This window comes from Rhizobium phaseoli (genome assembly GCF_003985125.1).
In the GTDB taxonomy this organism is placed as follows: Bacteria; Pseudomonadota; Alphaproteobacteria; order Rhizobiales; family Rhizobiaceae; genus Rhizobium; species Rhizobium phaseoli.
The window spans coordinates 233838-260056 of record NZ_ML133568.1; the positions used below are offsets into that span (position 1 = coordinate 233838).

Annotated in this window: 26 protein-coding genes; 12 read left to right on the forward strand and 14 right to left on the reverse strand. The window is 62.9% G+C overall.

The features are described from left to right. Positions 1–63: 63 nt before the first annotated feature. Positions 64–981: a pca operon transcription factor PcaQ gene (gene pcaQ / locus EFD56_RS09025; protein WP_037145012.1), complete on the reverse strand. Its 918-nt coding sequence runs from the start codon at positions 979–981 to the stop codon at positions 64–66. A gap of 754 nt (positions 982–1735) precedes the next feature. On the opposite strand from pcaQ, the gene pcaD reads away from it, so the two are divergent. The 8 genes from pcaD (at position 1736) to EFD56_RS09070 (ending at position 8052) form a co-directional block, all read left to right on the forward strand. Continuing rightward, complete coding sequence (pcaD, locus tag EFD56_RS09035; RefSeq protein WP_085743989.1) at positions 1736–2545, forward strand: 3-oxoadipate enol-lactonase; 810 nt, start codon at positions 1736–1738, stop codon at positions 2543–2545. Next, positions 2542–2940 (forward strand): 4-carboxymuconolactone decarboxylase, encoded by a 399-nt coding sequence (pcaC, locus tag EFD56_RS09040; protein ID WP_085743988.1) that lies wholly within the window; start codon positions 2542–2544, stop codon positions 2938–2940. Before pcaD ends, pcaC begins: the two co-directional genes overlap by 4 nt. A gap of 9 nt (positions 2941–2949) precedes the next feature. Further along, positions 2950–3699, forward strand: coding sequence for a protocatechuate 3,4-dioxygenase subunit beta (pcaH, locus tag EFD56_RS09045; protein WP_085743987.1), 750 nt, complete (start codon positions 2950–2952; stop codon positions 3697–3699). Further along, positions 3699–4310, forward strand: a complete 612-nt coding sequence (gene pcaG, locus EFD56_RS09050; RefSeq protein ID WP_085743986.1) for a protocatechuate 3,4-dioxygenase subunit alpha — start codon at positions 3699–3701, stop codon at positions 4308–4310. The genes pcaH and pcaG overlap by 1 nt, the downstream gene beginning before the upstream one ends. 219 nt (positions 4311–4529) lie before the next feature. Beyond that, complete coding sequence (locus EFD56_RS09055; protein ID WP_085743985.1) at positions 4530–5576, forward strand: 3-carboxy-cis,cis-muconate cycloisomerase; 1047 nt, start codon at positions 4530–4532, stop codon at positions 5574–5576. A 302-nt stretch (positions 5577–5878) separates the two neighbouring features. Further along, complete coding sequence (locus EFD56_RS09060; RefSeq protein WP_004675494.1) at positions 5879–6709, forward strand: MBL fold metallo-hydrolase; 831 nt, start codon at positions 5879–5881, stop codon at positions 6707–6709. Positions 6710–6805: 96 nt separating this feature from the next. Further along, entirely contained in the window at positions 6806–7180 is a 375-nt protein-coding gene (locus EFD56_RS09065) for a GFA family protein (protein WP_010009600.1), read from the forward strand. 29 nt (positions 7181–7209) lie between these two features. Continuing rightward, complete coding sequence (locus EFD56_RS09070; protein ID WP_126905182.1) at positions 7210–8052, forward strand: alpha/beta fold hydrolase; 843 nt, start codon at positions 7210–7212, stop codon at positions 8050–8052. Between the two features lie 8 nt (positions 8053–8060). Here EFD56_RS09070 and EFD56_RS09075 read toward each other — a convergent pair whose 3' ends face one another. Together EFD56_RS09075 and EFD56_RS09080 are read right to left on the reverse strand one after the other, a co-directional pair. Beyond that, entirely contained in the window at positions 8061–8813 is a 753-nt protein-coding gene (locus EFD56_RS09075; protein WP_010009603.1) for a polysaccharide deacetylase family protein, read from the reverse strand. Next, positions 8810–9904: a glycosyltransferase family 4 protein gene (locus EFD56_RS09080; RefSeq protein WP_085743984.1), complete on the reverse strand. Its 1095-nt coding sequence runs from the start codon at positions 9902–9904 to the stop codon at positions 8810–8812. Before EFD56_RS09080 ends, EFD56_RS09075 begins: the two co-directional genes overlap by 4 nt. 183 nt (positions 9905–10087) lie before the next feature. On the opposite strand from EFD56_RS09080, the gene EFD56_RS09085 reads away from it, so the two are divergent. The 3 genes from EFD56_RS09085 to EFD56_RS09095 all read left to right on the forward strand — a co-directional run bounded on the left by EFD56_RS09085 (position 10088) and on the right by EFD56_RS09095 (position 14838). After that, the gene (locus EFD56_RS09085; protein ID WP_085743983.1) at positions 10088–11800 is read left to right on the forward strand and encodes an adenylate/guanylate cyclase domain-containing protein; all 1713 of its coding nucleotides are present in this window, start codon (positions 10088–10090) and stop codon (positions 11798–11800) included. After that, positions 11800–12678, forward strand: a complete 879-nt coding sequence (locus tag EFD56_RS09090; RefSeq protein ID WP_010009200.1) for an FkbM family methyltransferase — start codon at positions 11800–11802, stop codon at positions 12676–12678. The genes EFD56_RS09085 and EFD56_RS09090 overlap by 1 nt, the downstream gene beginning before the upstream one ends. A gap of 219 nt (positions 12679–12897) precedes the next feature. Then, positions 12898–14838 carry an adenylate/guanylate cyclase domain-containing protein gene (locus EFD56_RS09095; RefSeq protein WP_085743982.1) on the forward strand — a complete coding sequence of 647 codons (1941 nt, stop codon included), beginning with the start codon at positions 12898–12900 and terminating at the stop codon, positions 14836–14838. Positions 14839–14894: 56 nt separating this feature from the next. Here EFD56_RS09095 and EFD56_RS09100 read toward each other — a convergent pair whose 3' ends face one another. The 10 genes from EFD56_RS09100 to EFD56_RS09145 all read right to left on the reverse strand — a co-directional run bounded on the left by EFD56_RS09100 (position 14895) and on the right by EFD56_RS09145 (position 23584). Next, positions 14895–15221: a hypothetical protein gene (locus tag EFD56_RS09100; protein ID WP_037114777.1), complete on the reverse strand. Its 327-nt coding sequence runs from the start codon at positions 15219–15221 to the stop codon at positions 14895–14897. Between the two features lie 204 nt (positions 15222–15425). Continuing rightward, positions 15426–16322, reverse strand: a complete 897-nt coding sequence (locus tag EFD56_RS09105) for an RDD family protein (protein ID WP_085743981.1) — start codon at positions 16320–16322, stop codon at positions 15426–15428. Further along, positions 16319–17395, reverse strand: coding sequence for a stage II sporulation protein M (locus EFD56_RS09110; protein WP_085743980.1), 1077 nt, complete (start codon positions 17393–17395; stop codon positions 16319–16321). The genes EFD56_RS09105 and EFD56_RS09110 overlap by 4 nt, the downstream gene beginning before the upstream one ends. Then, a complete protein-coding gene (locus EFD56_RS09115; RefSeq protein WP_085743979.1) occupies positions 17395–18714 on the reverse strand; it encodes a DUF58 domain-containing protein in 1320 nt (439 codons plus the stop codon). Before EFD56_RS09115 ends, EFD56_RS09110 begins: the two co-directional genes overlap by 1 nt. After that, positions 18715–19671, reverse strand: coding sequence for an AAA family ATPase (locus EFD56_RS09120; RefSeq protein ID WP_085743978.1), 957 nt, complete (start codon positions 19669–19671; stop codon positions 18715–18717). It lies immediately after the preceding gene. Continuing rightward, entirely contained in the window at positions 19658–20929 is a 1272-nt protein-coding gene (locus EFD56_RS09125) for a hypothetical protein (RefSeq protein WP_126905100.1), read from the reverse strand. Before EFD56_RS09125 ends, EFD56_RS09120 begins: the two co-directional genes overlap by 14 nt. After that, entirely contained in the window at positions 20922–21677 is a 756-nt protein-coding gene (locus tag EFD56_RS09130; protein WP_126905101.1) for a hypothetical protein, read from the reverse strand. Before EFD56_RS09130 ends, EFD56_RS09125 begins: the two co-directional genes overlap by 8 nt. Positions 21678–21680: 3 nt before the next feature. Beyond that, positions 21681–22112 carry a DUF805 domain-containing protein gene (locus tag EFD56_RS09135; protein ID WP_126905102.1) on the reverse strand — a complete coding sequence of 144 codons (432 nt, stop codon included), beginning with the start codon at positions 22110–22112 and terminating at the stop codon, positions 21681–21683. A gap of 206 nt (positions 22113–22318) precedes the next feature. After that, complete coding sequence (locus EFD56_RS09140) at positions 22319–22765, reverse strand: DUF805 domain-containing protein (RefSeq protein WP_126905103.1); 447 nt, start codon at positions 22763–22765, stop codon at positions 22319–22321. 339 nt (positions 22766–23104) lie between these two features. Then, a complete protein-coding gene (locus EFD56_RS09145; RefSeq protein WP_126905104.1) occupies positions 23105–23584 on the reverse strand; it encodes a class I SAM-dependent methyltransferase in 480 nt (159 codons plus the stop codon). A gap of 124 nt (positions 23585–23708) precedes the next feature. On the opposite strand from EFD56_RS09145, the gene EFD56_RS09150 reads away from it, so the two are divergent. Continuing rightward, a complete protein-coding gene (locus EFD56_RS09150; protein WP_126905105.1) occupies positions 23709–24884 on the forward strand; it encodes a DUF3095 domain-containing protein in 1176 nt (391 codons plus the stop codon). Here EFD56_RS09150 and EFD56_RS09155 read toward each other — a convergent pair. Further along, positions 24874–26211, reverse strand: a complete 1338-nt coding sequence (locus EFD56_RS09155; RefSeq protein WP_126905106.1) for a nucleotide sugar dehydrogenase — start codon at positions 26209–26211, stop codon at positions 24874–24876. The two genes, EFD56_RS09150 and EFD56_RS09155, sit on opposite strands and share 11 nt — an antisense overlap. Between the last annotated feature and the right edge of the window lie 8 nt (positions 26212–26219).

Sequence of the window (26219 nt, forward strand, 5' to 3'; positions counted from 1 at the left end):
CCTGTCCTGAACTAGATTTAGTCCAAATCTGGGCATGCAGCAAGCGAATTTAAAGAGGTAAGGTCAGGATAGCTCCCGCGCCGCCTCGCGGATCGTCTGCATCAGGATCGATTGCGGCGCCGACGGCACGGCATCGGCCCGCATCGTCAGCCCGACCGGCCCCCTGGTCTCGCCGGTCTCGACCGGCAGAAGCGCCAGCCGCCCATCGGCGACATCGCCGGCCACCACGCCGTTGGAAATGATCCAGATCGCGTCGCTTGCCCTGAGGAACGCGCGGCCGAAGGCATCCGACACCGTCTCGATCTGGTTCGGCAGGCTGGAGACGCCGTTGGCGATGAGGAAATTTTCGACAACCGGCCGGATGATCGAACCGCGCGTTGGCATCAGCACCGTATAGTCGCCGAAGGCTGAGAACAGCGACTGCCGGCCATCAAGCAGCGGATGACCGGCCCGCACGGCAAACACCACCTGTTCGGAATAAAGGTGTTCGAAGGAAAAGCCCGCCATCTTTTCGGCGCCGGCCAGGCGCCCGACAACCAGATCGAGGTCGCCGACGCGCAGCTCTTCCAACAGCACCGCGTTCTCGCCGGTGACGATCTTCACTCGGCTCCACGTCTTCTCCTGGAGGAAGAGCTCCATCGCCCGCGGCATGATGCGCGACGAGACAGTCGGCAGGGCGCCGATGCGGATCGGCGGCGCTTCGGCGAACTGTTCCTGCGACACGGAATCGAGACCCTGGCGCAGCGCCGTCAGCGCCGCTCCGGCATGGCGCAGGAAAACCTCGCCGTAGCGGGTGATCTTGATGCCGCGGCCGTCGCGCTCGAAGACGTCGACGCCCAGCACCTGTTCCAGTTCGCGGATCGTCTTCGTCACCGCCGGCTGGCTGACATGCAGCAATTCCGCCGCCTTCATCACGCTCTTCTGCCGCGCCACCTCGACAAAGGTCTGCAGATGGCGAAACTTGATACGGCTGTCGATCATTGCTCGGATAACTCCTGGGTTATCGAAATGCCAGAAAATATCATTTTACTTAACCGGATCAACCGGTCAGTTTATCAGCAGGAGTATGTACCGCTGGATGGACGCCTGCGCCGGGGCGAGTTTGGCAAAAGCCAGCGCCGCCCTCCGTCATCCTCGGCCTTGAGCCGAGGATCCATGCCACGGCTGCTTGGTGGATGCCGCGTGGATGCTCGGGTCAAGCCCGAGCATGACGGAGTGTGGAGAGACGGACGCAGCCATTCGCGGCGTAAACCCGATTGAGGGAAGAGCCGGCCTAGTGAACCATCCAAGACGCGGTGTGCTTTGTAGGGTGGCGAGTTGGGCGAGACGCCGCCCCACGCTCCGTCATCCTCGGGCTTGACCCGAGGATCCATGGCGCGACTATCGGTGGATGCCGTGTGGATGCTCGGCTCAAGGCCGAGCATGACGGAGGGCGGGGGAACGGACGGAGCCATTCGTGGCGTAAAGCCGGCTGAAGGGAGAGGTGAAAGCCGGCCTGATGCAGCATCCGAGACGCGGCGTGCTTTGTAGGGCTGGCGAGTTTGGCGAAACGCCGCCCCACCCTCCGTCATCCTCGGGCTTGACCCGAGGATCCATGCCGCGGCGGCTGGTGGATGCCGGAGAGTGGAGAGACGGACAGAGCCATTCGCGGCGCGGGTATCCGTGTCAACGCGCTTCGCCAGTGGAACCAAACGATGCCGGCCCCCCGGCTGAGCTAACTTGATGAGGATGTGAAGTGCAGTTCGCCCGCATAAACGACGTCACGATCCATTATCAGGTCATCGGCGCGCCCGCCGACCGGCCGGTGATCGTCTTCATCAATTCGCTCGGAACGGATTTCCGCATCTGGCGCGATGTCGTGGTGCGGCTTGCCGGCGACTTCGCCATCCTGCTCTACGACAAGCGCGGCCATGGGCTTTCCGATGTCGGCCAGGTCCCCACATCGATCGAGGACCATGCGACCGATCTCGCCGGCCTGCTTGATCTGCTGTCGGTGAAGAACGCCGTCATCTGCGGCCTCTCCGTCGGCGGCCTCATTGCCCTATCGCTCTATCAGCGCCGGCCGGATCTTGTCGGCGCCCTCATCCTCAGCGACACCGCCCATAAGATCGGCACGGCCGAGAGCTGGAATGCCCGCATCGCCGCCGTCGAGCAAAACGGCATCGGCAGCATCGTCGACACCGTCATGGAGCGCTGGTTCACGCCCGCCTTCCGCCGGCCCGAGAACACAGCCTATTCAGGTTATTGCAACATGCTGACCCGCCAGCCGGTCGAAGGTTATATCGCCGCCTGCGAAGCGATCCGCGATGCCGATTTGACCGAGGCGGCGAAGAGGATCGCTGTCCCGACGATCTGCATCGTCGGCGACCAGGATGGCTCGACGCCGCCCGATCTCGTGCTGGCGACCGCAAAGCTGATCCCCGGCGCCCGTTACGAGCTCATCCCGGACTGCGCCCACATTCCCTGCGTCGAGCAGCCGGAAGCGCTGACGGCGATCATCCGCGCCTTCCTCACATCGATTTCGCCTGGAGACAGCAGCCCATGAACGAGACCCCCTCCGAACGCTACCGGCAGGGCATGGCGACCCGCCGCGCCGTGCTCGGCGACGCCCATGTCGACCGTGCCGCTGCCACCGCCACCGAATTCGACCGCCCCTTCCAGGAACTGATCACCGAAGCGGCCTGGGGCCATGTCTGGTCGCGTCCTGTGCTGAGCAAGCGCGAGCGCTCGATCGTCACCATCGCCCTGCTGGCGGCGCTCGGCCAGGACGATGAGGTCGCCATGCATGTGCGCGCCACTGCCAATACCGGCGCCACCCGCGAGGATATTTGCGAAGCGCTCCTGCATGTGGCGATCTATGCCGGCGTTCCCGCCGCCAATCACGCGATCAAGATCGCCAAACAGGCCTTTGCGCAAATGGACGCCGAAAAAGCGGCCTGAGGGGGAAACATGACTGAAAGAGCAAACAGCAAGCCGGAGACCGGCGCCTTCTTTGCCCGTGATCGCGGCTGGCATGCGCCGGCGCTGACGCCCGGCTACAAGACGTCGGTGCTGCGCGCGCCGCAGCGCGCCCTGCTCTCACTCGACGGCACGATCTCCGAAACCACAGGCCCGGTCTTCGGCCATTCGATGATCGGCGAGCTCGACAATGATCTGATCCTGAATTACGCGCGCCCCGGCGAAAGCGCCATCGGCGAGCGCATCATCGTTCATGGCCGCGTGCTCGACGAACGCGCCAAGCCGGTTGCCGGTGCGCTGGTCGAGTTCTGGCAGGCCAATGCCGGCGGGCGCTATCGCCACAAGAAGGAAAGCTATCTGGCGGCGATCGACCCGAACTTCGGCGGCTGCGGCCGCGCCATCACCGACGAGGACGGCCGCTATCATTTCCGAACGGTGCGGCCCGGCGCCTATCCCTGGCCGAACGGCGTCAACGACTGGCGCCCCGCCCATATCCACTTCTCGATCTTCGGTCACGGCTTTGCCCAGCGGCTGATCACCCAGATGTATTTCGAGGGCGATCCGATGATCTGGAAATGTCCGATCGTCGGCACGATCCCCGACAAGGCGGCGATCGAGCAGCTGATCGCGCCGCTCGACTGGGGCAACACGATCCCGATGGATTCACGCGCCTACAAATTCGATATCGTGCTGCGCGGCCGCCGCTCGACGATGTTCGAAAACAGGCTGGAGGGCAATTGATGCAGCAGCTCGGCTATCTCAAGGAAACCCCCTCGCAGACGGCAGGCCCGTATGTCCATATCGGCCTGACTCCGAATTTCTGCGACATAACGGGCGTCTATGACAGCGATCTCGGCGTGGCGATGATCAACGACAAGACGCTCGGCGAACGCATCACCGTCACCGGCCGCATCTTCGACGGCGCCGGCGCTCTGGTGCGCGACGCCGTCGTCGAGATCTGGCAGGCCGACAGCGCCGGCCTCTACAACAGCCCCTCTGAAATGCGCGGCGCCGCCGACCCGAATTTTACCGGCTGGGGCCGCTGCCCGACCCGCAGCGAGGACGGCGTCTACGGCTTCGAGACCATCAAGCCCGGTCGCGTCCCCTTCAAGGACGGCCGCAAGATGGCCCCGCACATCACCGTCTGGATCGCCGCCCGCGGCATCAATATCGGCCTGCAGACGCGCATGTATTTCCCGGAGGAGACGGAGGCCAACGCCGCCGATCCGCTGCTATCGCGCATCGAACATCGCGAGCGCGTCGCGACGATGATCGCCACCCGCGACGGTGCGACGTGTCATTTCGACATCCATTTGCAGGGTCCTGACGAAACGGTGTTTCTGGATATTTGAGGGGCTGGTGGCTTCTACGGAAAGCCCGGTGCCCGTAGCCCCTCGCCCTACCCTCTCCCCAAGGGGAGAGGGGATGTGCCATACGAGAGACATGCCCATAGGCGCCGGCGCTGCCTCATGCCCCTTCTCCCCTCGGGGGTCCGAAGGACGGGTCGAGACCGGCGGCTCGACCCCGGTTGGCAGCCGGATGAGGGGGCCACGACCACAAACGAGCAATCCATGACCGTATCGCCCTTCGACCACCCCTTCCTCTCCGGCCTCGTCGGCGACGATGAAATCGCGTCCTATTTCTCCGCCGAGGCTGATATCCGCGCCATGGCCGCCTTCGAGGCCGCGCTGGCGAAGGCGGAAGCCGCCCATGGCCTGATTCCTGCGGAAGCGGCAAGAAAGATCGCCGCAGCCTGCACCGGCTTCTCCCCCGATATCGCCAGTCTTCGCGCGGCAACGGCGCGGGACGGCGTCGTCGTCCCTGACTTCATCAAGCAGCTGCGCACCGCGGTCGGCGAGGAAGCAGCAAAAAGCCTGCATCTCGGCGCCACCAGCCAGGATGTCATCGACACCAGCCTGATGATCCGTCTGAAGGCGGTGGTTTTCCTGTTTGCCGGCCGGCTTTCCGCCGTCATTGCAGGGCTGGACGGGCTCGACCGCCGGTTCGGCGGCAACCGGCTGATGGGCCACACCCGCATGCAGGCCGCGATCCCGATCACCGTCGCCGACCGTCTCGCTGCCTGGCGCGCACCGCTGACGACCTATCGCGACCGCCTGACTGAGCAGAATTTCCCCGTCCAATTCGGCGGCGCCGCCGGCACGCTCGACAAGCTCGGGTCGCAGGCCACAGCCATCCGCGCCTCACTCGCCCAGGAACTCGGCCTCACCGACATCAACCAATGGCAGAGCACGCGCCTGGAGATCGCCGATATCTCCGGCCTGTTCGCCTCGATTTCGGGCAGCCTCGGCAAGATCGGCCAGGATATTGCCCTGCTCGCCCAGGTGGGCCGCGAGATCGAAATTTCAGGCGGCGGCACTTCCTCGGCCATGGCCCACAAACAGAACCCCGTCGCCGCCGAAGTCCTGGTCTCGCTTGCCCGCTTCAATGCCACGGCGCTCTCCGGCATCCACCAGTCGCTCGTCCATGAACAGGAACGCTCGGGTGCCGCCTGGACGCTCGAATGGCTGCTACTGCCGCAGATGACCATGGCAACGGCCGCCTCGCTGCGGCTCGCCGGGAAGTCGATAGGAAGTATCAAGAAGCTTGGAATAGCCTGAAGCCACGGCCCCAAGTCGGATTCGCACGTGAGAGCGCCCAAATTGTTTTTTCGATCGCGCGCAACCATCTAATAGACATGACTTGCGGAAAACGCCCGCCTCGAGCAGCCCATTTACCGAAAACCAACCATACTGGGTTGCTTTCCGACGCGAAAGCCGATTGCTTAGGAAAATCTACTTCTTCTTCCGCTAGCGGTTAGGAGAATGAAAGGGGGCGCAGGCAAACCCGTGGAATTCTGCTGCTTCGCATCGGGATAAACTATGAGTACGATGGCGATGCGGGAAGGCCGGTTTGAAAAACGATGACGACAGAACTGTTTCAGATAAAATTTTGGGGCGTCCGCGGCAGTATTCCCGTGTCGGGCCCCGAATTCGACCGCTACGGCGGTAACACTTCCTGCATCGAAATTCGCTGCGGAAACCATCGGATGCTTTTCGACGCGGGCTCCGGCCTGCGCGAGGCGGGGCTGTCATTGCTTGCCGACGGCGTCAGCGACGTCGATCTGTTCTTCAGCCATTGCCACTACGACCACATTATCGGCCTGCCGTTCTTCAAGGCGATTTATTATCCCTCGATCAACGTCAACATCTGGTCGGGCCATCTCGACGGCAAGATGAGCACACGGGAAATGGTCGAGCAGTTCATCAGCCCGCCCTGGTTCCCTGTTAAAACCGACATCTGCCAAGCAACGATGAACTTCCGCGATTTCCATGCCGGCCAAGTTCTGAGCCCGCATGAGGGCATCGAGATCAAGACCTTCACGCTCAACCATCCGGGCGGCGCCATCGGCTACCGCATCGAATGGCAGGGCCGGTCGATCGCGTTGATCTACGACATCGAGCATATCCCCGGCAGCTATGATCCGGTGTCGCTGGAGATGATGCAAGGCGCCGATCTCGTCGTCTACGACTGCACTTACAATGAAGACGAGATGCAGCGTTTCAAGGGCTTCGGCCATTCGACCTGGCAGCACGGCACCGAACTTGCCAAGATGGCCGGCGCCAAGCGCTTCGCGCTGTTCCATCACGCCCCCTCCCGCACGGATGAACAGCTGGCCGAGATGGAAGCGCAGGCCGAGGCCGCTTTCCCCGGCGCCTTCGCCGCCCGCGACAATCAGACCGTGGTGATCTGAACCATCGGCAGCCCGCAATGCGCGAGCTGCTGAGGGAACAGATGCAGGGGCAGGCCGTTTCCCCGGAATCGCAAGATCATCAACGGGGTATCAGCCATGACCGTGCTTTCCGGAAACTGCCTCTGCGGGCAGGTGCAGCTTTCTGTTCGGGGCGAAGCTTTGCGCGTCGGCATCTGTCATTGCACCGACTGTCGGAAGGAGAGCGGCTCGGCCTTCACATTCTATGGAATCTGGCCCGCCGCCCAATTCGAATATTCGGGGGAAACCGGCGAATTTCGCGGCCGGCATTTCTGCACCGGCTGTGGTTCGCGGCTGTTTTCCGTCGATGACGAAGAGGCCGAAATCAAGCTCGGTATTTTGTCCGAAGCCCCGACGCCCCTCGTGCCGCGCTACGAACTCTGGATCAAGCGCCGCGAAACGTGGCTGCAACCGGTGGAAGGCGCCGAGCAGCATGAGGAGGACCGAAGGTGAGCGTGGCCGGCCTCGTCCGGCATCGCGTCATGACGGTCGCAGGCATCGAGACTTTCTATCGCGAGGCCGGTCCACCGGCTGCTCCGGTCCTGTTGCTGCCGCACGGCTATCCCTGTTCGTCCTACGAGTTTCGTAATCTGATGCCGCGCCTTGCCGACCGCTGGCGTCTGATTGCCCCGGATTTCCCCGGCGCCGGCTACAGCGGCACCCCCGACGATTTCGACTACAGCTTCGACGGCTACGCCGCCTGGCTGGAGGCCTTCGTCGGCGCGGTCGACGTCAGCCGCTTCGCCCTCTACCTCCATGATTTCGGCTCGCCGATCGGCACGCGGCTGGCAATCAGAGATCCCGGGAGGATCACGGCGCTGATCATCCAGAACGGCGACATCCCCTATGAAGACGCCCTCGGGCCGAAATATGCGGATATCGAGGCGACATGGAGCCTCCCGCCGGCGGAGATGAAAAAGGCGCTGGCCGACGCGATCAGCGAAGAGACTTTCAAAGAGGAATTCCTCAATGATCTGCCGCCGCCTCTCGCCGAGACCATCCCGCCGGATCTTTGGAAGCTGCATTGGTCGCTGGTGACGCCGCGGCGCAAGGAAATCGCCATCGACCTGATCGCCGGATTGAAAGAGAACCGCGCCTGGTTTCCCGCGCACCGGAAATATCTGAGGGAAAACAGACCGCCGACCCTGATCGTCTGGGGGCCGAACGACCACTACATGCCGGAAAAGTCGGCGCGGGCCTATCTCCGCGACCTGCCGGATGGCGAACTGCATCTGCTCGTCGGCGGACACTGGCTGCTCGAGACGCATTTGGAGCCGGTCACGGCCCTGATACGGGACTTCCTCGGACGCGTTCATGCCGTCTGATTGACGGACTAAGTTTGCAGCAGCGCCGGCGCTCCCGACCAGCGGACGGCGGGATGCCGGCCTGTCGCCGCAAACAGTGCCGACAGGAAATTCCAGGCGGCTGCATCGTGCACCAGATGGTGGGTCAGCACCCCGATCGGCTCGTCGCTGCCGGCAAACCGGTCGCGCAACTCCGCCACCAGTTCGGCCACCAGCTCCTCGCCGCCGCGGCCGCCGCGCGTGCCGTGCCAGTCGATGATATCGACATGGGTGTTGAGAAGCGGCAGCGGGCCACCCGGCTTGGCCCGCCCGTAGACGGAAAGCGCTGCAAAGCCGAGGCCGGGCAACGCCGGGATGAGGGCGGCGTCGATCCGGTTCCACGGCGGCACCAGCACCGGCAGGAAACGGTCGGGATGTCGCCGCTCCAGCAGCCGGAACCCTTCGGCCAGTTCACCGAGCACGACGTCCGCCGGCCGATCGCTGCCGAGTTCCTGCTTCTTACGCTCCGGCCCGGCATGGTTCGTATGCGACCAGCCATGCACGGCGACACTGACGGCGTATTCCGCCGCCAGCCGGGCGGCCAGCGCCTCGCCGGTCAGGCCGGGAATGACGGCGAGCGTCAGCGGCACCGCGCTCTCGCCAGTGACCGCCAGCAGCCTTTCCAGATGAGGCGTCGGCTCGATCGCATCGTCGTCGCGCAACCAGAAGCGGGCTACGCGGCCGGCGGCCTGCCAGCGGTCGAGCTCGCGCTGCAGCGGCTCGAAGCTCATCCCGTCGATCATCGCACCACTCCCGTTGCTGCATAGTCGCGCAAAATCCCGTCCAGCCGCGCGGCCGCCGTCGCCAGCGAGCGTTCCGCAAGCACGAAGCGCCGCGCCGCCTGCCCCATCGCGTCGCGCTTTTGCCCGTCGTCAAGCAAGGCCGCGACGGCGCCGGCATAGGCGGCGACATCACCCTCGGGCGTGAGCAGGCCGGTCACCTCGGGTTCGACCACGGCAGGCACACCGGCCGTTTGCTGCGCGACGACAGGCAGGCCGGCGGCCTGGGCTTCCAGATAGGCAAGCCCGTACGCCTCGCCGCAGCCGGGCCAGACATAGAGGCCGCCGCATCCGAGCAAGCCGGCGATGTCAGCTCCATCCCGCTCGCCCAGCCATTCGATGCGGCCGGTGGGGAAATCCGCAAACAGCGTCTGCACCTGCTGGCGCATCGGACCATCGCCGATGACGGCAAGCGTCCAGGGCCGGCCTTCGATCAGCCGCAAAGCCTTTGCGAGCATCGCATAACTCTCCATCTTGTCGCCGGCCCGCATCATCGCCACCACCATCAGCCGGCGCGGATCGGGCACCGGCGACAGGCTCTCGAACGGCGCCGTATCGATGAAGGGCTTGAGGCCGGCAAGGCGCGCCTGCGGAAAGGCGGCGGCAAGCCCGGCCTGGTCCCGCCCGGTGAAACAGATATTGACGGCCGCCTGCAGGACCGCCTCGCCCACCCGCTTCTGCTGCGTCGCCCAGCCGGTCCCGTCCCGCTTTGCCGCATAGGAGGCCTCGGCGGTGACATAGGGAATGGCAAATTCGGCGGAGATCGCCGGCCCAAAGGGATCGGGCGATTTGTAATAGGGGTGATAGCAGAACCAGAGTTCGGGGCGCGGCGCGGATTGCCATTTCAGCCGCAGCCGCTCGCCTTCGAGAGCGATGGCGTTTCCGAGCGCGGCTGCTGCCTCCGGGGTTGCCGCATAGGTGCGGAATTCGGAGACGACCTCAACCTCGTGCCCGGCAAGCGCCAGCGCCCGGATCAGCAGCCGTGCCATCAGCCGATCGCCCGACGGCACCGGATGGTTCGGCGATTTCATCGGCGCGTAGAAAGCCACCCGCATGCCGCATCCCCTGTAAGACAGACTGTTTCCAAATCGGCGCTCACGGCCGAGCGAAAAATTCCGCTATTGTCCCATTCTCTAAAACTTGCGCATAAGCATATGGAATGTGATCGCGCTCGAAGCAATTCCGCCTTTTTCGCAATCTCTAAGAGCCTGCGGTTACATCGACAAGAACGGGAATGAATGACGACGGCCTCAGTCACAGGGATTTTTTCGGAGCGCGCGATCAGACGGGCGAGGCTCGGTTCCGGCCTCATCATTTTCATTTTCGTGCTGCTGCATTTGTCCAACCATGCGCTCGGGCTGATTTCGCTTGCCGCCGCCGACAAGGCCCGCCACCTTTTCCTCGCCATCTGGCGCAATCCCGTCGGCACCGCAGTGTTTTACGCCTCCGTGCTGACCCATATGGGGCTGGTGCTGCGCGCCATCTACATGCGCCGCAGCCTGGTCATGCCGAAGGGGGAGACGGCACAGCTCGTGCTCGGCCTGCTGATCCCGCTGCTTCTGATCGATCATGTCATCGGCACGCGCATCGCCCATGAGCTCTATGGCTATTTCGACGACTACGAGACCGTCGTCGAGCAGCTCTGGATCAAGAACCCGGCGAATGGCGCGCGCCAGGTGCTGGGCGTCATCGCCGTCTGGTTCCATGGCTGCATCGGCATTCATTTCTGGCTGCGCTACCGGCCGTGGTATGCGGGCTCCGCGCCGCTGCTGTTGGCGCTGGCGATCCTCGTGCCGGTGCTCTCCGTTCTCGGTTTCGTCCAGATGGGCCGCACCCTTGCCGATCCCTCCTATCAGCTGGCGACCAATCCTTACGAGGTGAACCTCAACGCCCACTATCTCCAGGACCCCGAGGTTCGCGCCCGGATCGCCGCTGTCCGCGCCGGGCTCTACGGGGCTTTCTCAGCCTCGCTGCTCATCGTCGTCGTCGCCCGCGCCCGGCGCCGGCTGAAGGAGCGCCTCGATCAGGTGGCGGTGCATTATCCGGGCGGCGAAGTGATCCGCGTACCGCGCGGCTTCACGGTGCTGGAAGCAAGCCGGCTCGGCGGCCTGCCGCATTATTCCGTCTGCGGCGGCAAAGGCCAATGCTCCACCTGCCGCGTTCAGATTCTCGGCGACTATGAAAGCCTGCCCGCGCCCGACAAGATGGAACAGACGACGCTCAAGCGCATCAATGCCGGCCCCGACGTCCGCCTTGCCTGCCAGCTGCGCCCGGACCGCGACGTGGCGGTCGCGCCGCTTCTCGTGCCGGCAGTCGAAACCGCCCTTCCCGCCAACAGCCAGGAGACCAGCCCCGGCCGCGAACGCGAGATCGCCGTGCTCTTCGTCGATATTCGCCATTTCACCACGCTGACGGAAACGCGCCTGCCCTTCGACGTCGTCTTCCTGCTGAACCGCTATTTCGCCATCATCGGCAAGGCGGTGGAGCAGGCGGGCGGGCGGCTCGACAAATTCATCGGCGATGGCGCCATGGCGCTCTTCGGCCTCGGCACGACGCCGGAGGAGGCCTGCCGCCAGGCACTGACCGCTGCCGCGGCAATCGTCGCCGAGATCGAAAAGCTCGCTGCAGAACTCGCCGACGAACTGACGCTGCCGCTACGCATCGCGATCGGCATCCACACCGGCCCGGCCGTCGTCGGCACGATGGGATATGGAAGGGTGCGCAGCATGACGGCGATCGGCGATACGGTGAATGTCGCAAGCCGGCTGGAAAGCGCCGCCAAGGAATTCGAGGCGGCGATCGTCATTTCCGAGCCGGTGGCGACGCTCGCCGGCGCCGATCTTTCCGGCATCGAAAGCCGTGAAATCAACGTACGCGGCCGGGCCCTGCCCTTGAAAGTCTATGTCATTCCGAGAGAGAAAGCGGCAGAACCGCTCAAAGGAAAAGACTGATGCCCGGCAAGCCCTGGCTCACCGCCAAATATTGGAGCCGCCGCCTGCGCAAGGCGCGTAATGCTGCGGCATCGCGCATCTTCGACACCCGCTTCGGCCGGCGGCTGCTGATCGAAAATATCGGGCCGCGCGTCGTCTCGATGACGGTCGACGCCGGCGATCATCTGATGACCTTTTCGCCCGCCGACTATATCGGCCGCAAGGTCTTCCGGAAGGGCCATTTCGAGCGCGACACCGTCGATCGGCTGATCGCCATCCTGCGCGAACGCGGCCTGTTGAGAAAGGAGGCGACGCTGCTCGAGATCGGCGGCAATATCGGCACCCAGACCGTCTATTTCGCCCTGAGCGGCACCTATACCGAGATCGTCAGCATCGAACCCGATCCGCGCAATTTCCCGCTGCTCGAACTCAACATCCGCCAGAACCGGCTGGAAGAGAAGGTCCGCCTCGTCAATTGCGCCGCCGGCGAGTGCGACGGCGAGATCGACTTTTTCCTGAACCGCAACAATCACGGCAAGAGCAGCGCTCTCCGCCAGAGCCCGACCGACCGAAGGATCAGCGTGCCGGTGAAACCGGTCTCCGAAATCCTGGCCGACCTCTCGATCGACCCGGCCACGATCGGCCTCGTCTGGATGGATATCGAAGGCTACGAGCCCGTCGCCTGCCGCTCGATGCAGCCGCTGCTTTCCCGCCGCGTGCCGCTCCACATGGAGTTCACGCCGCTCTTCTACGGGACTGAGGGAACGAGAACTTTCATATCGCTGCTCTCCGGCTACTACGAGGACTGCCTCGTGCTCTTCGAGGACCGCGAGGAGGAGATGAAGGTGCGCGATCTGCCGGTGGAGTTCGATCAGTATAACGTGCTGTTTTTGCCGTAGCTGACCGCCATTCGCAACGGGCCGAGCGCCCCTCTCTTCCCGCAATGCTCAAAGGCGCAGTCAAGCTATCCGCGGCACGCGCCATGTTCACATCGACGCCTTGTGCAAGCCCGAAAAAAGCAGTTAGCTGGCATCGCTGGGAACGCTCATTCCGCACAGGTGGACGAGCATCGGAACGCTAGGTGCGCTGAGACGTGTCCGCATTGCGAGGGGGAGCTCGTGCGCTGGTCCAAACCGCTCAGAGTGCATCTCGGCGTCCTGGTCGTCGCGTCGTTGCTGTGCACGTCGATGCCCATCATCTGGATGGCATTCTGGCAGGGAAGCGCTGCTGCGGTCAGCGCCGGCGCGCAGCAGATGCGCGAGATGAGCTTGCGGCTGATCGAGGGCTATAAAAGTACGCTTCAGGGCGGCACCGAGGCGGTGGCGCTGGCATCGACCCTGCCGCAGCTCATTTCCCCGCCGTCTCAGGATATCGAGCCAAAACAGGACGTCTTTCTCGAGGTTCTGCGAAACGTCCCCGAGGCGACGAGCGTTTACACCGGCTATCCCGATGGCTCCTATCTGCAGGTCATCAACACCGCCAGAAAGGATGTCCGTCAGGCGCTGGCAGCGCCAGATGGCACGGCCTTCGCGATCCGAACGATCGCGGAGAGACAAGGCGCGAATGTCATCTCGACGCTTCGCTTTCTCGACGGCCGGGCCAGACCGATCGGCGAGCGGGACACCAACTACGCATCCTTCGATCCGCGGCAGCGTCCCTGGTACCAATCCGTCGTCCAGGATGGTGTGCCGGTTTCCGTCGGGCCTTATGTGACCGGAACGCTCAATGTTCCGACGCTGACGATCGCGGCGCCGATGAAGGGTGACGGCCGGGTGGTCGTCGGCATCAACATTCATCTGCAGACGATCGGCCGTCTGCTGAATGCGCAGGGGATTTCTCCGCATGCCCGAGCCTACATCGTCGATGGCGGCGGCAATCTCGTGGCTCATTCCGACGCTCAGATCATGAGCAGGATCATCGGATTGTGGGCGAGAACATCAGGCGCCTTCGCCGCGACGGCAAACAGTTTCGACAGGAGCCTGGAAGCTGTGGTCAGGCTCAGGCAGGATCCCGCCTTCGCAAGCGGCGGCCTGGCGCGGCTCGATATCGAGGGCGAAAGCCACCTGGTGCAGATCGTCCCTGTCAGCGTCTCCGGCCTGTTTAAGGGCAGCACGGCCGCCATCGTCGTGCCGCTCGAAGACCTCGTGGAGGAGGCGCATAGGCTGCTCGTTCGCAACCTCCTGATCGCCGGCGCCCTGTTGATCGCCGGAGTCGGCGCATCGGTGGTGCTTTCCCGCATAGTCAGCCGCTCTCTCTATCGGCTCGCCGACGAGGCGCGGCGGATCGGTGATCTCGATCTTGGCGAGAAGGCCGCCTCGCATTCCTGGATAACGGAGATCAACACACTGGCCGGCGCGCTCTCGGCAAGCCGCCATGCCATCGGCCAATTTGCCCTCTACGTTCCGCGTGAAGTGGTCCGTCGCATCATCAGCCCTGAAGGGCGCGCGGTCGTCAAAGCCAAGCGCCAGGATGTAACCGTGCTGTTCACCGATATCAGGGACTTCACGACCATATCCGAGCTTAATTCTCCGGAAAACGTGGTCGATACGCTGTCAGCCTATTTCGAGCTCTTGAACATCATCGCCGAGCGCCACGGCGGGACGGTCGTGCAGTATCTCGGCGATTCCATTTTCGTCATGTGGAACGCCCCCGTTGCGGATGACAGACACGCCGAAAACGGCTGCCGCTGCGCGCTCGCGATGAAGGCGGCAATCGACGGCCTTAACGAGGAGAACAGAGGGAACGGCCGTCCTGTTCTCATCACGCGATTTGGCCTGCACACAGGCCCGGCCGTCGTTGGCAGTTTCGGGGCGATTTCGCGCCAGCAATACACGGCCATGGGCGATACGATCAATGTCGCCTCACGCCTGGAAGGATTGAACAAGGAATTCGGTACGTCGATCCTGGTCAGCGCCGCCATCCATAACGCCGTCGGCGATCGTTTCGCGTTTCGGTCGCTCGGTCTAGCACAGGTGAAGGGCCGGGCGGAGAAGGTGGGTATATGGGAATTGGTCGGGGAGAGTGGCGGCCAAATGTCTGGGCGCGAATCCTCGCGATAAGGGTATGCGGCCAGCCATCCATAATGCCGTTGGCGATCTCTTCAAGAGCCGCTCCGTCACTGCCACCATTTGGCTTTTTCCAGCGTGACTTTGCGCAGCACATTGTGGCTGTCGCGAACCCGGATCTCGATGGCCTTGCTTTTATTCCCTTTTTTCACCTCCGTACACACTGCTGCCACCGCCGGAAACAATGGGTCGTGAAGATCACTCATTCCAAGAGTGGCTGCAGCTTTTTCTGCCGATTCTGCCGTCATGTTGAAGCCGCATGACGATTTCGTAAAACTGTGAAAATAGAATGCCGCTGCGGCTCTGCGATCGTCAGCCTGAGCATGACCCGTCGCAGCAAGAACAAGCGCGATAGCGCCCAAAATACGCAGCTTCACTATACTACCCCTAAATTACAATTTTTGAGCGCACTACAACTTCGCGCATTTCCGAAGTCAATTGTCTGCAGTTCGAAACCACAATTCTTTCAGCGTTCGATCGGAAGAAGGGCTATGACAGCCGGGGCATTCAATCGGGCGCGGCATGCGCCCTGCCGGTTGAGAGGTGACGATGCCCAATATTCTGCCGGCACTTCCACCCCCTTAAACAAGTTTCTTCGCCTCTGCCCGCGTATGCTCGTGATACTTATTCTCCCGCACCGTTCCGAACAGCTTCAAGCTCTCCAGATGCTCACGCTGGGCGCGATAGAATTCGTTGAGGAAGAGCAGTTCCTGGCCGGGCTTGACGGTGTCGGGATAGCGTATCCTTCGGGTAATGGTGCGCACGATCTGGACGATCTCTTGGCTCTGGGCGTTCTTTGTCGTGTCGCGAAGCACGTCTTCCAGCGTCTGCAGCTCATATTTGCCGTAAACATCGAGATGCTGGGGCAAGAATTCGAATTCCAGCTGCGCGGCGGCGGTGGGTGCGGACAGTGCGAGGTCGGACAAAAGCACCGAGCGCGGATTATCGATGACCAACGTGCCGGCGATGATGTCGCCAAGGCGTTGCCGGCGCCGGTTGGCGAGCGGCACGATCACCACCACCAGAAGCCAGGCGCTCGTCAAAACGATTTCCCATCCCGACTGAGTGGCGACCGATGCCAGAAGGCTCATCGGGCCGAAGATCTCCACCTCTTTCATCAGGTTGCGCGCGGTCACCTGGTGCGGCGTCAGCCGCCGTCCGCCGGCGTTGATGACGCGGATGCCGGTTATCTTTTTTCCGAGCGTACGCCCGTTCCAGATGAGCTCCGAGAGAATGTAATAGGGGGTCCGCACCAGGAAGCCCAGCAGGACGATCAGCATCGCCTCGACGTTCGAAGGCAGGATTCCTGTGAAGGCGATCAGGAAGGCGCAGATGAAGATGAGGATATTGGTGAAGATGATGTCGAGGATTTGCGCGCCGAGGCGGCTGCCGATGGAGCCGATCGCGAAAGTGATCGGAACCCCTTCAGGCGGGATGAACCATTCGACGCGCTTGCTGTTCTGAACTGACTGGTTCATCGCACAGGCTCACGCGAAACTTTGCTGTCGCGGCCGCTAAACAGCAGCCAGCCCATCCAGAAGAGGCCCATGCCCCAGCCGACGGCAAGGCGCCAGATCGGATCCTGTATCAGCTGGCGCAGGAAGCCTTCGATGAAGGCCGCCACGATCAGCATCAGCGCCGCCAGGATCGCGAGCTTGACGGCATCATGCCCCTGGTGGCGCAACGCCTCCCTGCGCGTCCGTTCACCCGGCAGAAGAACGGCAAGGCCAAGCCTTGCGCCGCCGGCACAGGCAATGGCGATGGCCGCAAGCTCGGTCACGCCGTGGATCGAAAGCCAGCCGAACACCTCGTAACCCAATCCCTTGCGGGCAAACATCGCGAAGAAGGCGCCCAGGATCAGGCCGTTGTAAAAGGTCAGGACGAAGCTCGGCAGCGACACGAAAATGCCGAGCGTGAAAATCAGCACGGCGATGGTGGTGTTGTGGGAAAAGAGAAAGGCGGAAAAAGCGGCCAGCCTGTCGCTGTCATGCCCTTCATTGCCATAGATCGTCGAGCGGAGATATTCGGCCGATGCGTCCGGGGTGCGCTGGTCGGCGAGGTCCGGCGGCACCAAGGTATAGAACCAGCTCGGGTCACTGTTGCAGAGCTTGTAGCCGGCAAGCGCCCCCAGCACGAGCGCCAGGAAACCGATGAACAGAGGCAGGGCCGATCGGCGCACCGCCTGCGGAATGCTTTGCACCAGCAGGCGGGTGACCAGGCCGCCGAGGCTTTCCTGCGGCGCGTAGACGACCAGATAGGCCCGGGCGCAGAGGCTCTCGAGATAGGCGATCAGCGCACGGTCGAGGGAAATGTCGCGCGCCACGCTCAGCGAGTTCATCGCCTGCCTGTAGCCGCCGGCGAGATTGCGGACCTCGTCATAACCAAGCGCTGCTGCGCCACCCTTTTCGGCCCGCGTCACGAGGTCATCAAGCTGACGCCAGTGCGCTTCACGCTCCACCCGGAAGCGCGCCGAGCGAAGCATATCGGTCTGGATGGCGCCGACGTTCTCCGTCGCGCCCATTTCTCTCCTGCCGCCGATACCGACATCCATCATATCATCTCACCGGATTTGATTTCGATGTAACGCCCAATGAGATCCGAGGTCAGTGCCTCCGGCGTGCTGTCGAGACAGAGCACGCCGAGACGCGCCAGCTTTTCCATCACGGTGCGCCTCTCCTGCAGGATCTGGCGCGCGGCCACGGAGCGGGCGACGGCGTCCAGCGTCACCTCCTCGGGTTCTGTCAACTTTGCCAGCATCGGATCGCGCAGGGCGACATAGACGATGAAATGATGCCGGGCGAGCACCTGGATGTTCTCGATCATCAGCTCCGCCGTGATGCTGTCGACGAAATCAGAGAATATCACGATCAGCGATCGCCGTTTCAAACGCCCGGACAGATGCGTCAGTCCCAGCGTATGGTTGCTCTCCTGGGTTTCGTAACGCAGCTCGGCGCACATCGTCTGCAGCCGCGGAAAGGCCGCTCTTCCGGGCAAGGCCGGCACGAACAGGCGGGGGCGGCTGTCGAAGCTGTAGAAACCGACGAGATCGCCGGCAAGTCCTGCGGCCCAGCACATTGCCAGCGCGGCGTTGATGGCGCGATCGAGTTTGGTGAAACCCCCGAGCTGTTCGGCCATCAGCCGGCCGGAATCGACGCACAGGATGATCTGGTGGTTTCGTTCGGCCCGCATCTCGCGCACGACCAGATTGCGCATCCGGGCGGACCGCTTCCAATCGATGCTGCGCGGATCCATGCCGCTTGCAAATTCACGCAGCTGATGGAATTCCGATCCTTCGCCGCGCAGCCGCAGATCCTTCTGGCCGGCTTCCAGCGGCAGGATCTGGGTCTTGACCGCTCCCGACAGCACCGGCGATATGTCGGGCAGCACGGCGATCTCTTTCCCCACCGGCATGCGCGCGATCAGGTCGAGCAGCTTCAGCCGCGACGGCCATTTCAGCCACAGGTCATCGACGGCGTATCGTCCCCGTCGCGTCAGACGAAGATCGAAGGCAGCCCTGCTCTGTTCTTCTCCCTCGCCCGATGTGCCACTCGCCGATCTGCTTTCGCCGACGACAAGCTCAGGCGCGCAATCGAGCCGGATCTCGATATTCCGGGGCACCGCGCCCTTCTGAGGCTGGATGGCGAGCGTAAACGCGGCGGTGTGGCCGACAAAGCCTTGCGGCGGCAGATCGAATTCCACCGTCATCCGGCCCGACAGGACCGACATTACCAGATCGCCTGCCGTCATTGCCGCAAGCGCGACCCACAGGCCGATGAGGAGGTAGCCCATATCGTGCCACCACACGCTGACGAAAACCGTCACCGCCGCCAACATCAGCACAAGCGTGATCAGATACCGGGATGGCCGCATTTAACGGGGCGCGTCCACGCGGTTCACGATGTTACGGAGCACCTCGTCCGGTGTGCGGCCGTCGATTTCGGCCGAAGGCGAGAGAATGATGCGATGGCGAAGCGCCGGCACCAGCAATGCCTGGACGTCGTCAGGCAAGCCGTAGTCCCGGCCCTCGAAGGCCGCACGCACGCGCACGGCAGAGGCAAGAGCGTCGGCGGCGCGGGTCGATGCGCCGTAGAGAATATCGGCATCGGAGCGGGTGGCGCGCACCAGGTCGACGACATAGGTCAGGATCGTGCCGTCCAGATGGATCGCATCGATCAGCGCGCGTCCCTTGGCGAGCGCGGCGCTGGTGACGAGCGGGCGGATGCCGGCGTTGCGCATATCCGATTGCAGCGCCTGCTTGGCGTGTTTGGAGAGGATGGCAATTTCCGTATCGCGGTCGGGAAAATCGACGACGAGCTTGAACAGGAAGCGGTCGAGCTGGGCTTCGGGCAGAGGATAGGTGCCCTGCTGTTCGATCGGGTTCTGCGTCGCAAGCACGAAGAAATCCGGTCCCAGGGAGTAATCGGTTCCGTCAAGCGTCACCATCCGCTCGTTCATCGCCTGCAGCAGCGCCGATTGTGTCTTCGGCGGGGCGCGGTTGATCTCATCGGCCAGAAGGATATCGGTAAAGACCGGCCCCTTGGTCAGATGGAACTGATTGGTCTGGAAGTTGAAGAGATTGACGCCGAGCACATCGCCCGGCATCAGGTCGGGCGTGAACTGGATGCGGCGATAATCCAGCGCCATGGCGGCGGAAACCGAGCGGGCCAGCAGGGTCTTGGCCGTACCCGGCGGACCTTCGACGAGGCAGTGCCCGCCGGCAAAGATCGAGATCAGGACGAGATCGATGAGCGCATCCTGCCCCTGCACCACTTTGCCGATTTCGCCACGAACGGTGGCGATAAGATTGCGAAATTCACTTAGATCCAAGGTCAAAGCTCCCCAGCGATTTTCTGAATGTATCGAGATTGCGGTGCAGGTCCGCACGCGTCATCACATGTCCGCGTTCGATCAGTGCCTCGGCTGCGGCGTGCAAGGCCTGCGCGGCTGCCTTGTCCTGTCGTGCCAGGCGTTGAAACAGCCGCGCTATGCCGGCCTGATTGCCGGCTCCGGAACCAAAGAGCAGCTGCGCCTTGTCGGCAAGCAGATGCAGCACGAACTGGCCGGCCATCCGCCCGTCATTGCCCGACAGGCGCAAGAGCCGCGCCGTGGCGTCGATCGCGGCGGTCTTCGACAGCTCGACGTTTGCAGATGCCTCGCGCAACGCCGGCCCGAAGCGATAGGCACCCCGCCAGAAGCAGATCGCTGCGACGACGACCAGCGTTCCCCAGATGAGTGACAGCGGATAAGCGAAAAACCGCTTGAGATCGGAGGCTGAGCGCTCATAGGTCTTGCCTTCGTCAACCGGTTTCTCGCTGTCCAGAGGCTGGTCGGCCGTATCCAGATAGACCGGCCGCTGCGCTGTCCCGCGCAACAGCGTGACGAGCGACGCGGCAAAGGCGGCATTATCGGCCAGAGCCAGCCCGTGATTGTTCAACAGGTCGGGATCCGACAGGAGATAGGCGTGATGATAGTTCTCGCAATGGACGAGCAGCGCACCGGTCAGCGTGCCCGCAAGCTCCTTGCAGGAAGACGGCAGGCGCGCCAAATCGAAGGTTTGCGCGTTATACAAGGCGATGCTGACTGGCTGATCCGGCGTCAGGCGCGGATGTGCCTCTTCAAATCCCCTCTCGCTGCGATCGACACTCAAATCTGAATAACCGATCCTGTCGAGTTCGCTGCGGATGTCGGTGAGGTCAATCAGTCCCGCTGCGCTGGCAACACCATCGGTCGACACGCTGCCGCGCCATTTCGGCAAAATGATCAGCGTCGGCAGCGCGTAGCGACTTGATTCCTGCACTGAGCTTTCCGGATCCGCCTCATCCGCTTCTTCGCCCGCCGGCGATGCGACAGCCTCGCCTTGGCGGAGCGACAGGGGAACGATGCGCAGCGAGATTTCCGAACTCGTTCGGGCGATATGCGGGTCGGATCGGACGACAGGGATTCCCTTGGACTGCAGCCACAATTCCAATCCCTTGTTGCCGAGCGGCGAGCGGTCGTAATCGCTGCCCCGCGGCAGCCAGAAGAGCGCCAGTGCTGCGAGCCCAAGCACAAGAACCAGGATTAAAACGGGGGCTGACCTACGCATGGGTCAATCTGCCGATCGACAGAAGATCGCGCGCCGTCGAGAGAAGGATGCTGAAATGGTTTTCCGCAACGCTGCGGCCGCCGTAGTGAACGAGTTCCACCGCAGTCAGGAAATTTGCAAGCCGCTCGCGGTCGGGCATATTTTTCGGCAGGCGGGCGAAAACGGCGCGTTCCGTATCGGCGCGGAAAAGACGTGTTCCGGTGATATCCGCGGCGTGCAGCAGGCAATGTCTGAGCAGCAGGACAAGCGCCTGCCGCCGATCCGCCATGGCCGCAATACGCTGCAGGAAATCGCTCGGCTTTTCCTCAGCTTCGGCGGCTGATGTGCGCCAGCTTTCCGGCGCTTCGCCTTGTCGCTTCATCTCGCGGGGAGCCGATGAGAGCAAGACACCGCCATTGCCGAAGCGTATCAACAATCCGATGACCACGATGAGACCGACAAGCACCACGGCAACCGCCAGGGGGCCGCTGACGACCGGTTCCCGCGGCGTCATCAACGGCTTGCGTTGCGGTGACGATGTCGTCGTATTCGATGCCGGTGCAGCTTTTGCAGAGGCGTCGCCGTAGACAAGCGTACAACGCAAGCCGTTCTGCTGGCACTGCGAGGCATATTCGGCTCCGGCAGCGCTCCTTTGAAGATCACCGCCCTCGGCCTGCTGACTGCTGCTGTCCTGCGCTTGCGCAGGCGGAAAGGGAGCCGAGGCGACCAGGAACAAAGCCACCAGCAGGCCGGCGTTGCGGATGGTCATGCTCTACGCGAAGACTTCTGCGCGCGCTTCGGGACGCAGCGGATCCGGCCCGAACTTATTGGGGCCTTCGGTGCCTCTGAGAACGTTGATGACGAAAATCGCAATAATCGAAAGGATAGCGACGAAGGGGATGAAGCAGGAGACGAGCAGCCCGAGATACCACCAACCGGAAATGTTGCGGTCATGGAAGCGGCGAACCTGAAGGGATATCTGCGGCACGATCACTGCGATTGAAAGCAATCCGCCAATTATCGGGAAAATACCCACCTCTTGTGGTCGGAGACCGCCAGTAATCAAAAAATTCGCAGTCAGAAGTGCCATTCCCACCAGCCAGTAGAACAACTGGAACCACCAATATTCCGAGCGGGGAGCCCGGCCGGAAAAGGTTGCGTATTTCTGCGTCAGAACTGTCCTGACAGATTCAGTAAACCCCATTTCAATGCCCCCAATTATGCTTGCTGCAAGCGCAGTGGCGACTCACTATTCGCCTTGCTGCAATGGTTATTTCGACTAAAGAACAGCTACAATTCAAACGCAGAAATTGCAATAAGTCGGCTGCTTCAAACGGGCGCCAGCTGATGCGGAAACTAACCGCAGGAACGGAGCCGCCAGCAGGCCCAAAGTTGTGGAGGCCCATGCGCTTAGGCAAAGACCTCTGCGCGCGCTTCAGGACGCAGCGGATCGGGCCCGAACTTGTTCGAACCTTCGGTGCCCGGAAGCACGTTGATCACCAGGATCGCAATAACTGCAATGAGACCGATGTAGGGAACGAAGTTGCCGATCAATAACGCGAGATACCACCAGCCGGAAATGTTGCGATCATGGAAGCGGCGAACTTGAACTGCTATCGCTGGCAAAAACATCGCGAGCCAAATCAATCCGCAGAGGAAGAAGAGGAGGGCGAGTGGTGGGGGAACTCCGTCCCGGAAGTCGGAAAAGCTGGCGACTACATTGCACAAGATGCCCATCGCAAGCAGCACTAGAACATAAAATAAAACATACCACCAGTATTCCGAGCGGGAGGCCCTGCCGGAGAAAGTTGCATATTTCTGCACTAGAACCGTGCCGGCAGCTTCAGTTAACCCCACTTTGATGACCCATTTCTGCTAGCTGCGAGTTTGGTGATCCCTCACCTACCGGCTCGGACCTACAGCCCGACGAAAAACAGCTATAATTTAAACGTATAAATTGCAATAAGGCAGCTGCAGCGTGTCAGCGGATAGGCTTTAACTTCGACAACCGGGAGACGGGCTTCCTTTTTGCACTTTGCGGGGGAATTCGCTCATAGAATGTGGTGCTCAGCCCGCCTCGCCGTGCCGGCAGCCCCCTCATCCGCCTGCCGGCACCTTCTCCCGCGGGGGAGAAGAGGATCGTGGCAACGCCTCGCGTCTGTTGAAACTTCGGTTCGTCGCAGTCGCCGCTACGGCTCATGTCCTCCGATATAAAAAATACCGCCCTTCCTTGATCCCCTCCGGCAGCGGCAGCGCCGCCAGCTCGGGATGCTCCAGCGGCAGGCCGCTGACGGCGATGCCGTTGGGGGCGAGCACGCCGGCCACCAGTTGCGGCAGCCAGGTCAGCGTCACGGCGTCGATCTCGTCATGGCCGGTGCCGATATCGGCATGGGCGAGCGCCGCGCCGATGCCGAGGAAGGGCTGGCCGGAGTCGCGGATATTGCCGGTTACCATATCTTCCGGATCCGGAGTCGAGGCCGAATAGGAACGGACCTCCCAGTCGAAGGCGATGATGCGGCGGCTGGGAAAGTGCTCGCGCAGATGGTCGTAGGTGCGGCCATTGCCGAGGCCGAATTCCAGCACCGGGCCGTCGATTTCGGCGACCAGATCGGTGATCGCGTTCAAAATATCGCGTTGGGCCGTCAACCGGCGAATGAAGCTGTCGAGGCGGCTCATCTAATCCATATCCGTCATGAAAAATCGTGAGCGGGTGCTAACACATGAAACCTTGCCAAGTCGATTGCCGTAAATGGGAAATGGCGTTGCAGCACCAACATGGGTCTGTGCTAGGATCAATGACATGGAAACCGTGACCGACGAAGACTTCTTTGCCGCCGTGCCGCTCTTCAGCGCCTTCGAGGGCGTGACGGATGCCGCCAACTACCGGCCGCTGCCGGATGGATGGGTGCTGGCGCTGGCCGATATCGTCGGCTCGACCCAGGCGATCGCCGGCGGCCGCTACAAGGACGTCAACATGGCGGGCGCCAGCGTCATTTCGGCCGTCCTGAACGCCGTCGGCAAGGGCGATTATCCCTTCGTCTTCGGCGGCGACGGCGCGCTGATCGCGCTGCCGGGCTCGCTCGAGACGACGGCCCGCGAGGCGCTTGCCGCCGTGCAGGTCTGGGTCGAGGAGGATCTCGGCCTGATGCTGCGCGTCGCCATCGTTCCGGTCGCCGATACCCGCGCAGAGGGGCTCGACGTGCGCGTCGCGCGTTACTCGGCAAGCCCCTATGTCACCTATGCGATGTTCTGGGGCGGCGGCACCAGCTGGGCGGAACGGCAGATGAAGCGTGGCCACTACGCTATCGAGCGCGCCGCCCCGGGAACGCGGCCCGATCTCACCGGCCTCTCCTGCCGCTGGAGCCCGATCGACGCGCAGAACGGCGAGATCGTCTCGATCATCGCGGTTCCCGGCGAAGGCCGGCCGGGCGAAGAATTCCGCGACCTCGTCAACGGTATCGTCGCCATCACCGGCGAGCAGAACCGCGGCAGCCATCCGGTGCCGGCCGGCGGCCCGGACTTCGCCTTCTCGCTGCACGGCATCAATCGCGAGGCCAAGGCCACGGCACCCGCAGGCCGGCGGTTGCGCCAGAAGCTCTTCATTTTCCTGCAGCTCGCCATCACCGTCCTCTGCTACAAGCTCGGCATTCCGCTCGGCCGCTTCGATGCGCGCCGCTACAAGCGCGACGTCGCCGGCAATTCCGATTTCCGCAAGTTCGACGACGGGCTGAAAATGACGGTCGATGTCGATGCCGAACATCTGAAACGCATCGAGACGCTGCTCGAAGCGGCGCGGGCAAAGGGCATCGCCCGCTACGGCCTGCATCGGCAGGCCTCGGCGCTGATGACCTGCTTCGTGCCGACGCCGATTTCGCGCGACCACATGCATTTCATCGACGGCGCGTCAGGCGGCTATGCGGTGGCCGCGAGCCGGATGACCGGCAAGGCGCTTTCCGGCGTTGCCGTCACGCCTTGATGACGTGATCGGCCGGCAGGCCGCGCCGGTTGAAGACGTTGCGGGTGTCGATGATCAGTGCTGCGCTTTTCGCGATCGCCGCATAATCCACGCTCTCATGGTCGGTCGCCACCAGCACCGCATCGTAGCCGGAAACGGCGTCCGGCGTCAGCGCCACCGATTTGCGGCCCTTCAGCGCCTGGTGTTCGCGCGTCGGCGGGATCTCGGCGACGAAGGGGTCGTGATAGTCGGCCCGTCCGCCGCGTTCCTCGATGATCTCGATCAGCCGCAGCGACGGGCTCTCTCTGATATCGGCGACGTTTTTCTTGTAGGCGAGCCCGAGCACCAGCACCCGGCTGCGGCTCAGCGCCTTGCCGGCGCGGATGTCGAGCGCCTCGGCAAGCTTGCCGACGACATAACGCGGCATCGCCGAATTGATCTCGCCGGCAAGCTCGATGAAGCGGGTCGGCAGCTCGTATTCGCGCGATTTCCAGGTGAGGTAGAAGGGATCGATCGGGATGCAATGGCCGCCGAGGCCGGGGCCGGGATAAAAGGGCATGTAGCCAAAGGGCTTGGTCTTGGCCGCCTCGATCACTTCCCAGACGTCGATGCCCATCGCCGCATAGACGGTCTTCAGCTCGTTGACGAGGGCGATATTGACAGAGCGGAAGATGTTTTCGGTGAGCTTCACCGCCTCGGCCGTCGCATTCGAGGAAACAGGAACGACGGTCGATACCGCCGCGCCATAAAAGGCCTTCATCAGCGCCAGCGCCTCGGGCCCGTCGCCGGCGACGACCTTCGGGATGGTGGCGGTGTGATAATGCTGGTTGCCGGGATCCTCGCGCTCCGGCGAGAAGCCGACGAAGAAATCCGCGCCGGATTTCAGGCCGGTGCCTTCGAGAATGACCTTGACGATATCGTCGGTCGTGCCGGGATAGGTGGTCGATTCCAGCACGACGAGCTGGCCGGGACGCAGATGCCGGGCGATCGAGCGCGACGTCGCCTCGACGAAGGAAAGATCGGGATCGCGATGTTTGGTCAGCGGCGTCGGCACGCAGATGATGATGACGTCGCAGGCGGCAAGACCGGCGAAATCGGTGGTCGCCTGGAAACGACCGGCATCGATCTCGGCGGCAAGGGCTGCGTCGCTGACGGCGTCGATATAGGAGCGGCGGGCATCGAGCGCCACCATCTTGGACGGGTCGATGTCGAAGCCGGTGACCGCAAAACCGCTGCGCGCCACCGCGATTGCCAGCGGCAGGCCGACATAGCCGAGCCCGATGACGCCGGCACGCGCCGCGCGGGTTTCGATCTTCTGCAAAAGCGTATCGAAGGTGGAGGTGGCCAAGGCGGGAT

What these genes read in the sequence shown, in the direction of transcription:
- EFD56_RS09080 (WP_085743984.1), bottom strand. Translation starts at nt 9,904, where the DNA reads ATGCGGGTGGCTTTCTACGCGCCGATGAAATCGCCGAACCATCCGGTG.
- EFD56_RS09145 (WP_126905104.1), bottom strand. Translation starts at nt 23,584, where the DNA reads ATGAGCCGCCTCGACAGCTTCATTCGCCGGTTGACGGCCCAACGCGAT.
- EFD56_RS09130 (WP_126905101.1), bottom strand. Translation starts at nt 21,677, where the DNA reads ATGACCATCCGCAACGCCGGCCTGCTGGTGGCTTTGTTCCTGGTCGCC.
- EFD56_RS09105 (WP_085743981.1), bottom strand. Translation starts at nt 16,322, where the DNA reads ATGAACCAGTCAGTTCAGAACAGCAAGCGCGTCGAATGGTTCATCCCG.
- pcaC (WP_085743988.1), top strand. Translation starts at nt 2,542, where the DNA reads ATGAACGAGACCCCCTCCGAACGCTACCGGCAGGGCATGGCGACCCGC.
- pcaQ (WP_037145012.1), bottom strand. Translation starts at nt 981, where the DNA reads ATGATCGACAGCCGTATCAAGTTTCGCCATCTGCAGACCTTTGTCGAG.
- EFD56_RS09060 (WP_004675494.1), top strand. Translation starts at nt 5,879, where the DNA reads ATGACGACAGAACTGTTTCAGATAAAATTTTGGGGCGTCCGCGGCAGT.
- pcaG (WP_085743986.1), top strand. Translation starts at nt 3,699, where the DNA reads ATGCAGCAGCTCGGCTATCTCAAGGAAACCCCCTCGCAGACGGCAGGC.
- EFD56_RS09090 (WP_010009200.1), top strand. Translation starts at nt 11,800, where the DNA reads ATGCCCGGCAAGCCCTGGCTCACCGCCAAATATTGGAGCCGCCGCCTG.
- EFD56_RS09110 (WP_085743980.1), bottom strand. Translation starts at nt 17,395, where the DNA reads ATGGATGTCGGTATCGGCGGCAGGAGAGAAATGGGCGCGACGGAGAAC.
- EFD56_RS09075 (WP_010009603.1), bottom strand. Translation starts at nt 8,813, where the DNA reads ATGATCGACGGGATGAGCTTCGAGCCGCTGCAGCGCGAGCTCGACCGC.
- EFD56_RS09065 (WP_010009600.1), top strand. Translation starts at nt 6,806, where the DNA reads ATGACCGTGCTTTCCGGAAACTGCCTCTGCGGGCAGGTGCAGCTTTCT.
- EFD56_RS09055 (WP_085743985.1), top strand. Translation starts at nt 4,530, where the DNA reads ATGACCGTATCGCCCTTCGACCACCCCTTCCTCTCCGGCCTCGTCGGC.
- EFD56_RS09085 (WP_085743983.1), top strand. Translation starts at nt 10,088, where the DNA reads ATGACGACGGCCTCAGTCACAGGGATTTTTTCGGAGCGCGCGATCAGA.
- pcaH (WP_085743987.1), top strand. Translation starts at nt 2,950, where the DNA reads ATGACTGAAAGAGCAAACAGCAAGCCGGAGACCGGCGCCTTCTTTGCC.
- EFD56_RS09125 (WP_126905100.1), bottom strand. Translation starts at nt 20,929, where the DNA reads ATGCGTAGGTCAGCCCCCGTTTTAATCCTGGTTCTTGTGCTTGGGCTC.
- EFD56_RS09135 (WP_126905102.1), bottom strand. Translation starts at nt 22,112, where the DNA reads ATGGGGTTTACTGAATCTGTCAGGACAGTTCTGACGCAGAAATACGCA.
- EFD56_RS09115 (WP_085743979.1), bottom strand. Translation starts at nt 18,714, where the DNA reads ATGCGGCCATCCCGGTATCTGATCACGCTTGTGCTGATGTTGGCGGCG.
- EFD56_RS09070 (WP_126905182.1), top strand. Translation starts at nt 7,210, where the DNA reads ATGACGGTCGCAGGCATCGAGACTTTCTATCGCGAGGCCGGTCCACCG.
- EFD56_RS09150 (WP_126905105.1), top strand. Translation starts at nt 23,709, where the DNA reads ATGGAAACCGTGACCGACGAAGACTTCTTTGCCGCCGTGCCGCTCTTC.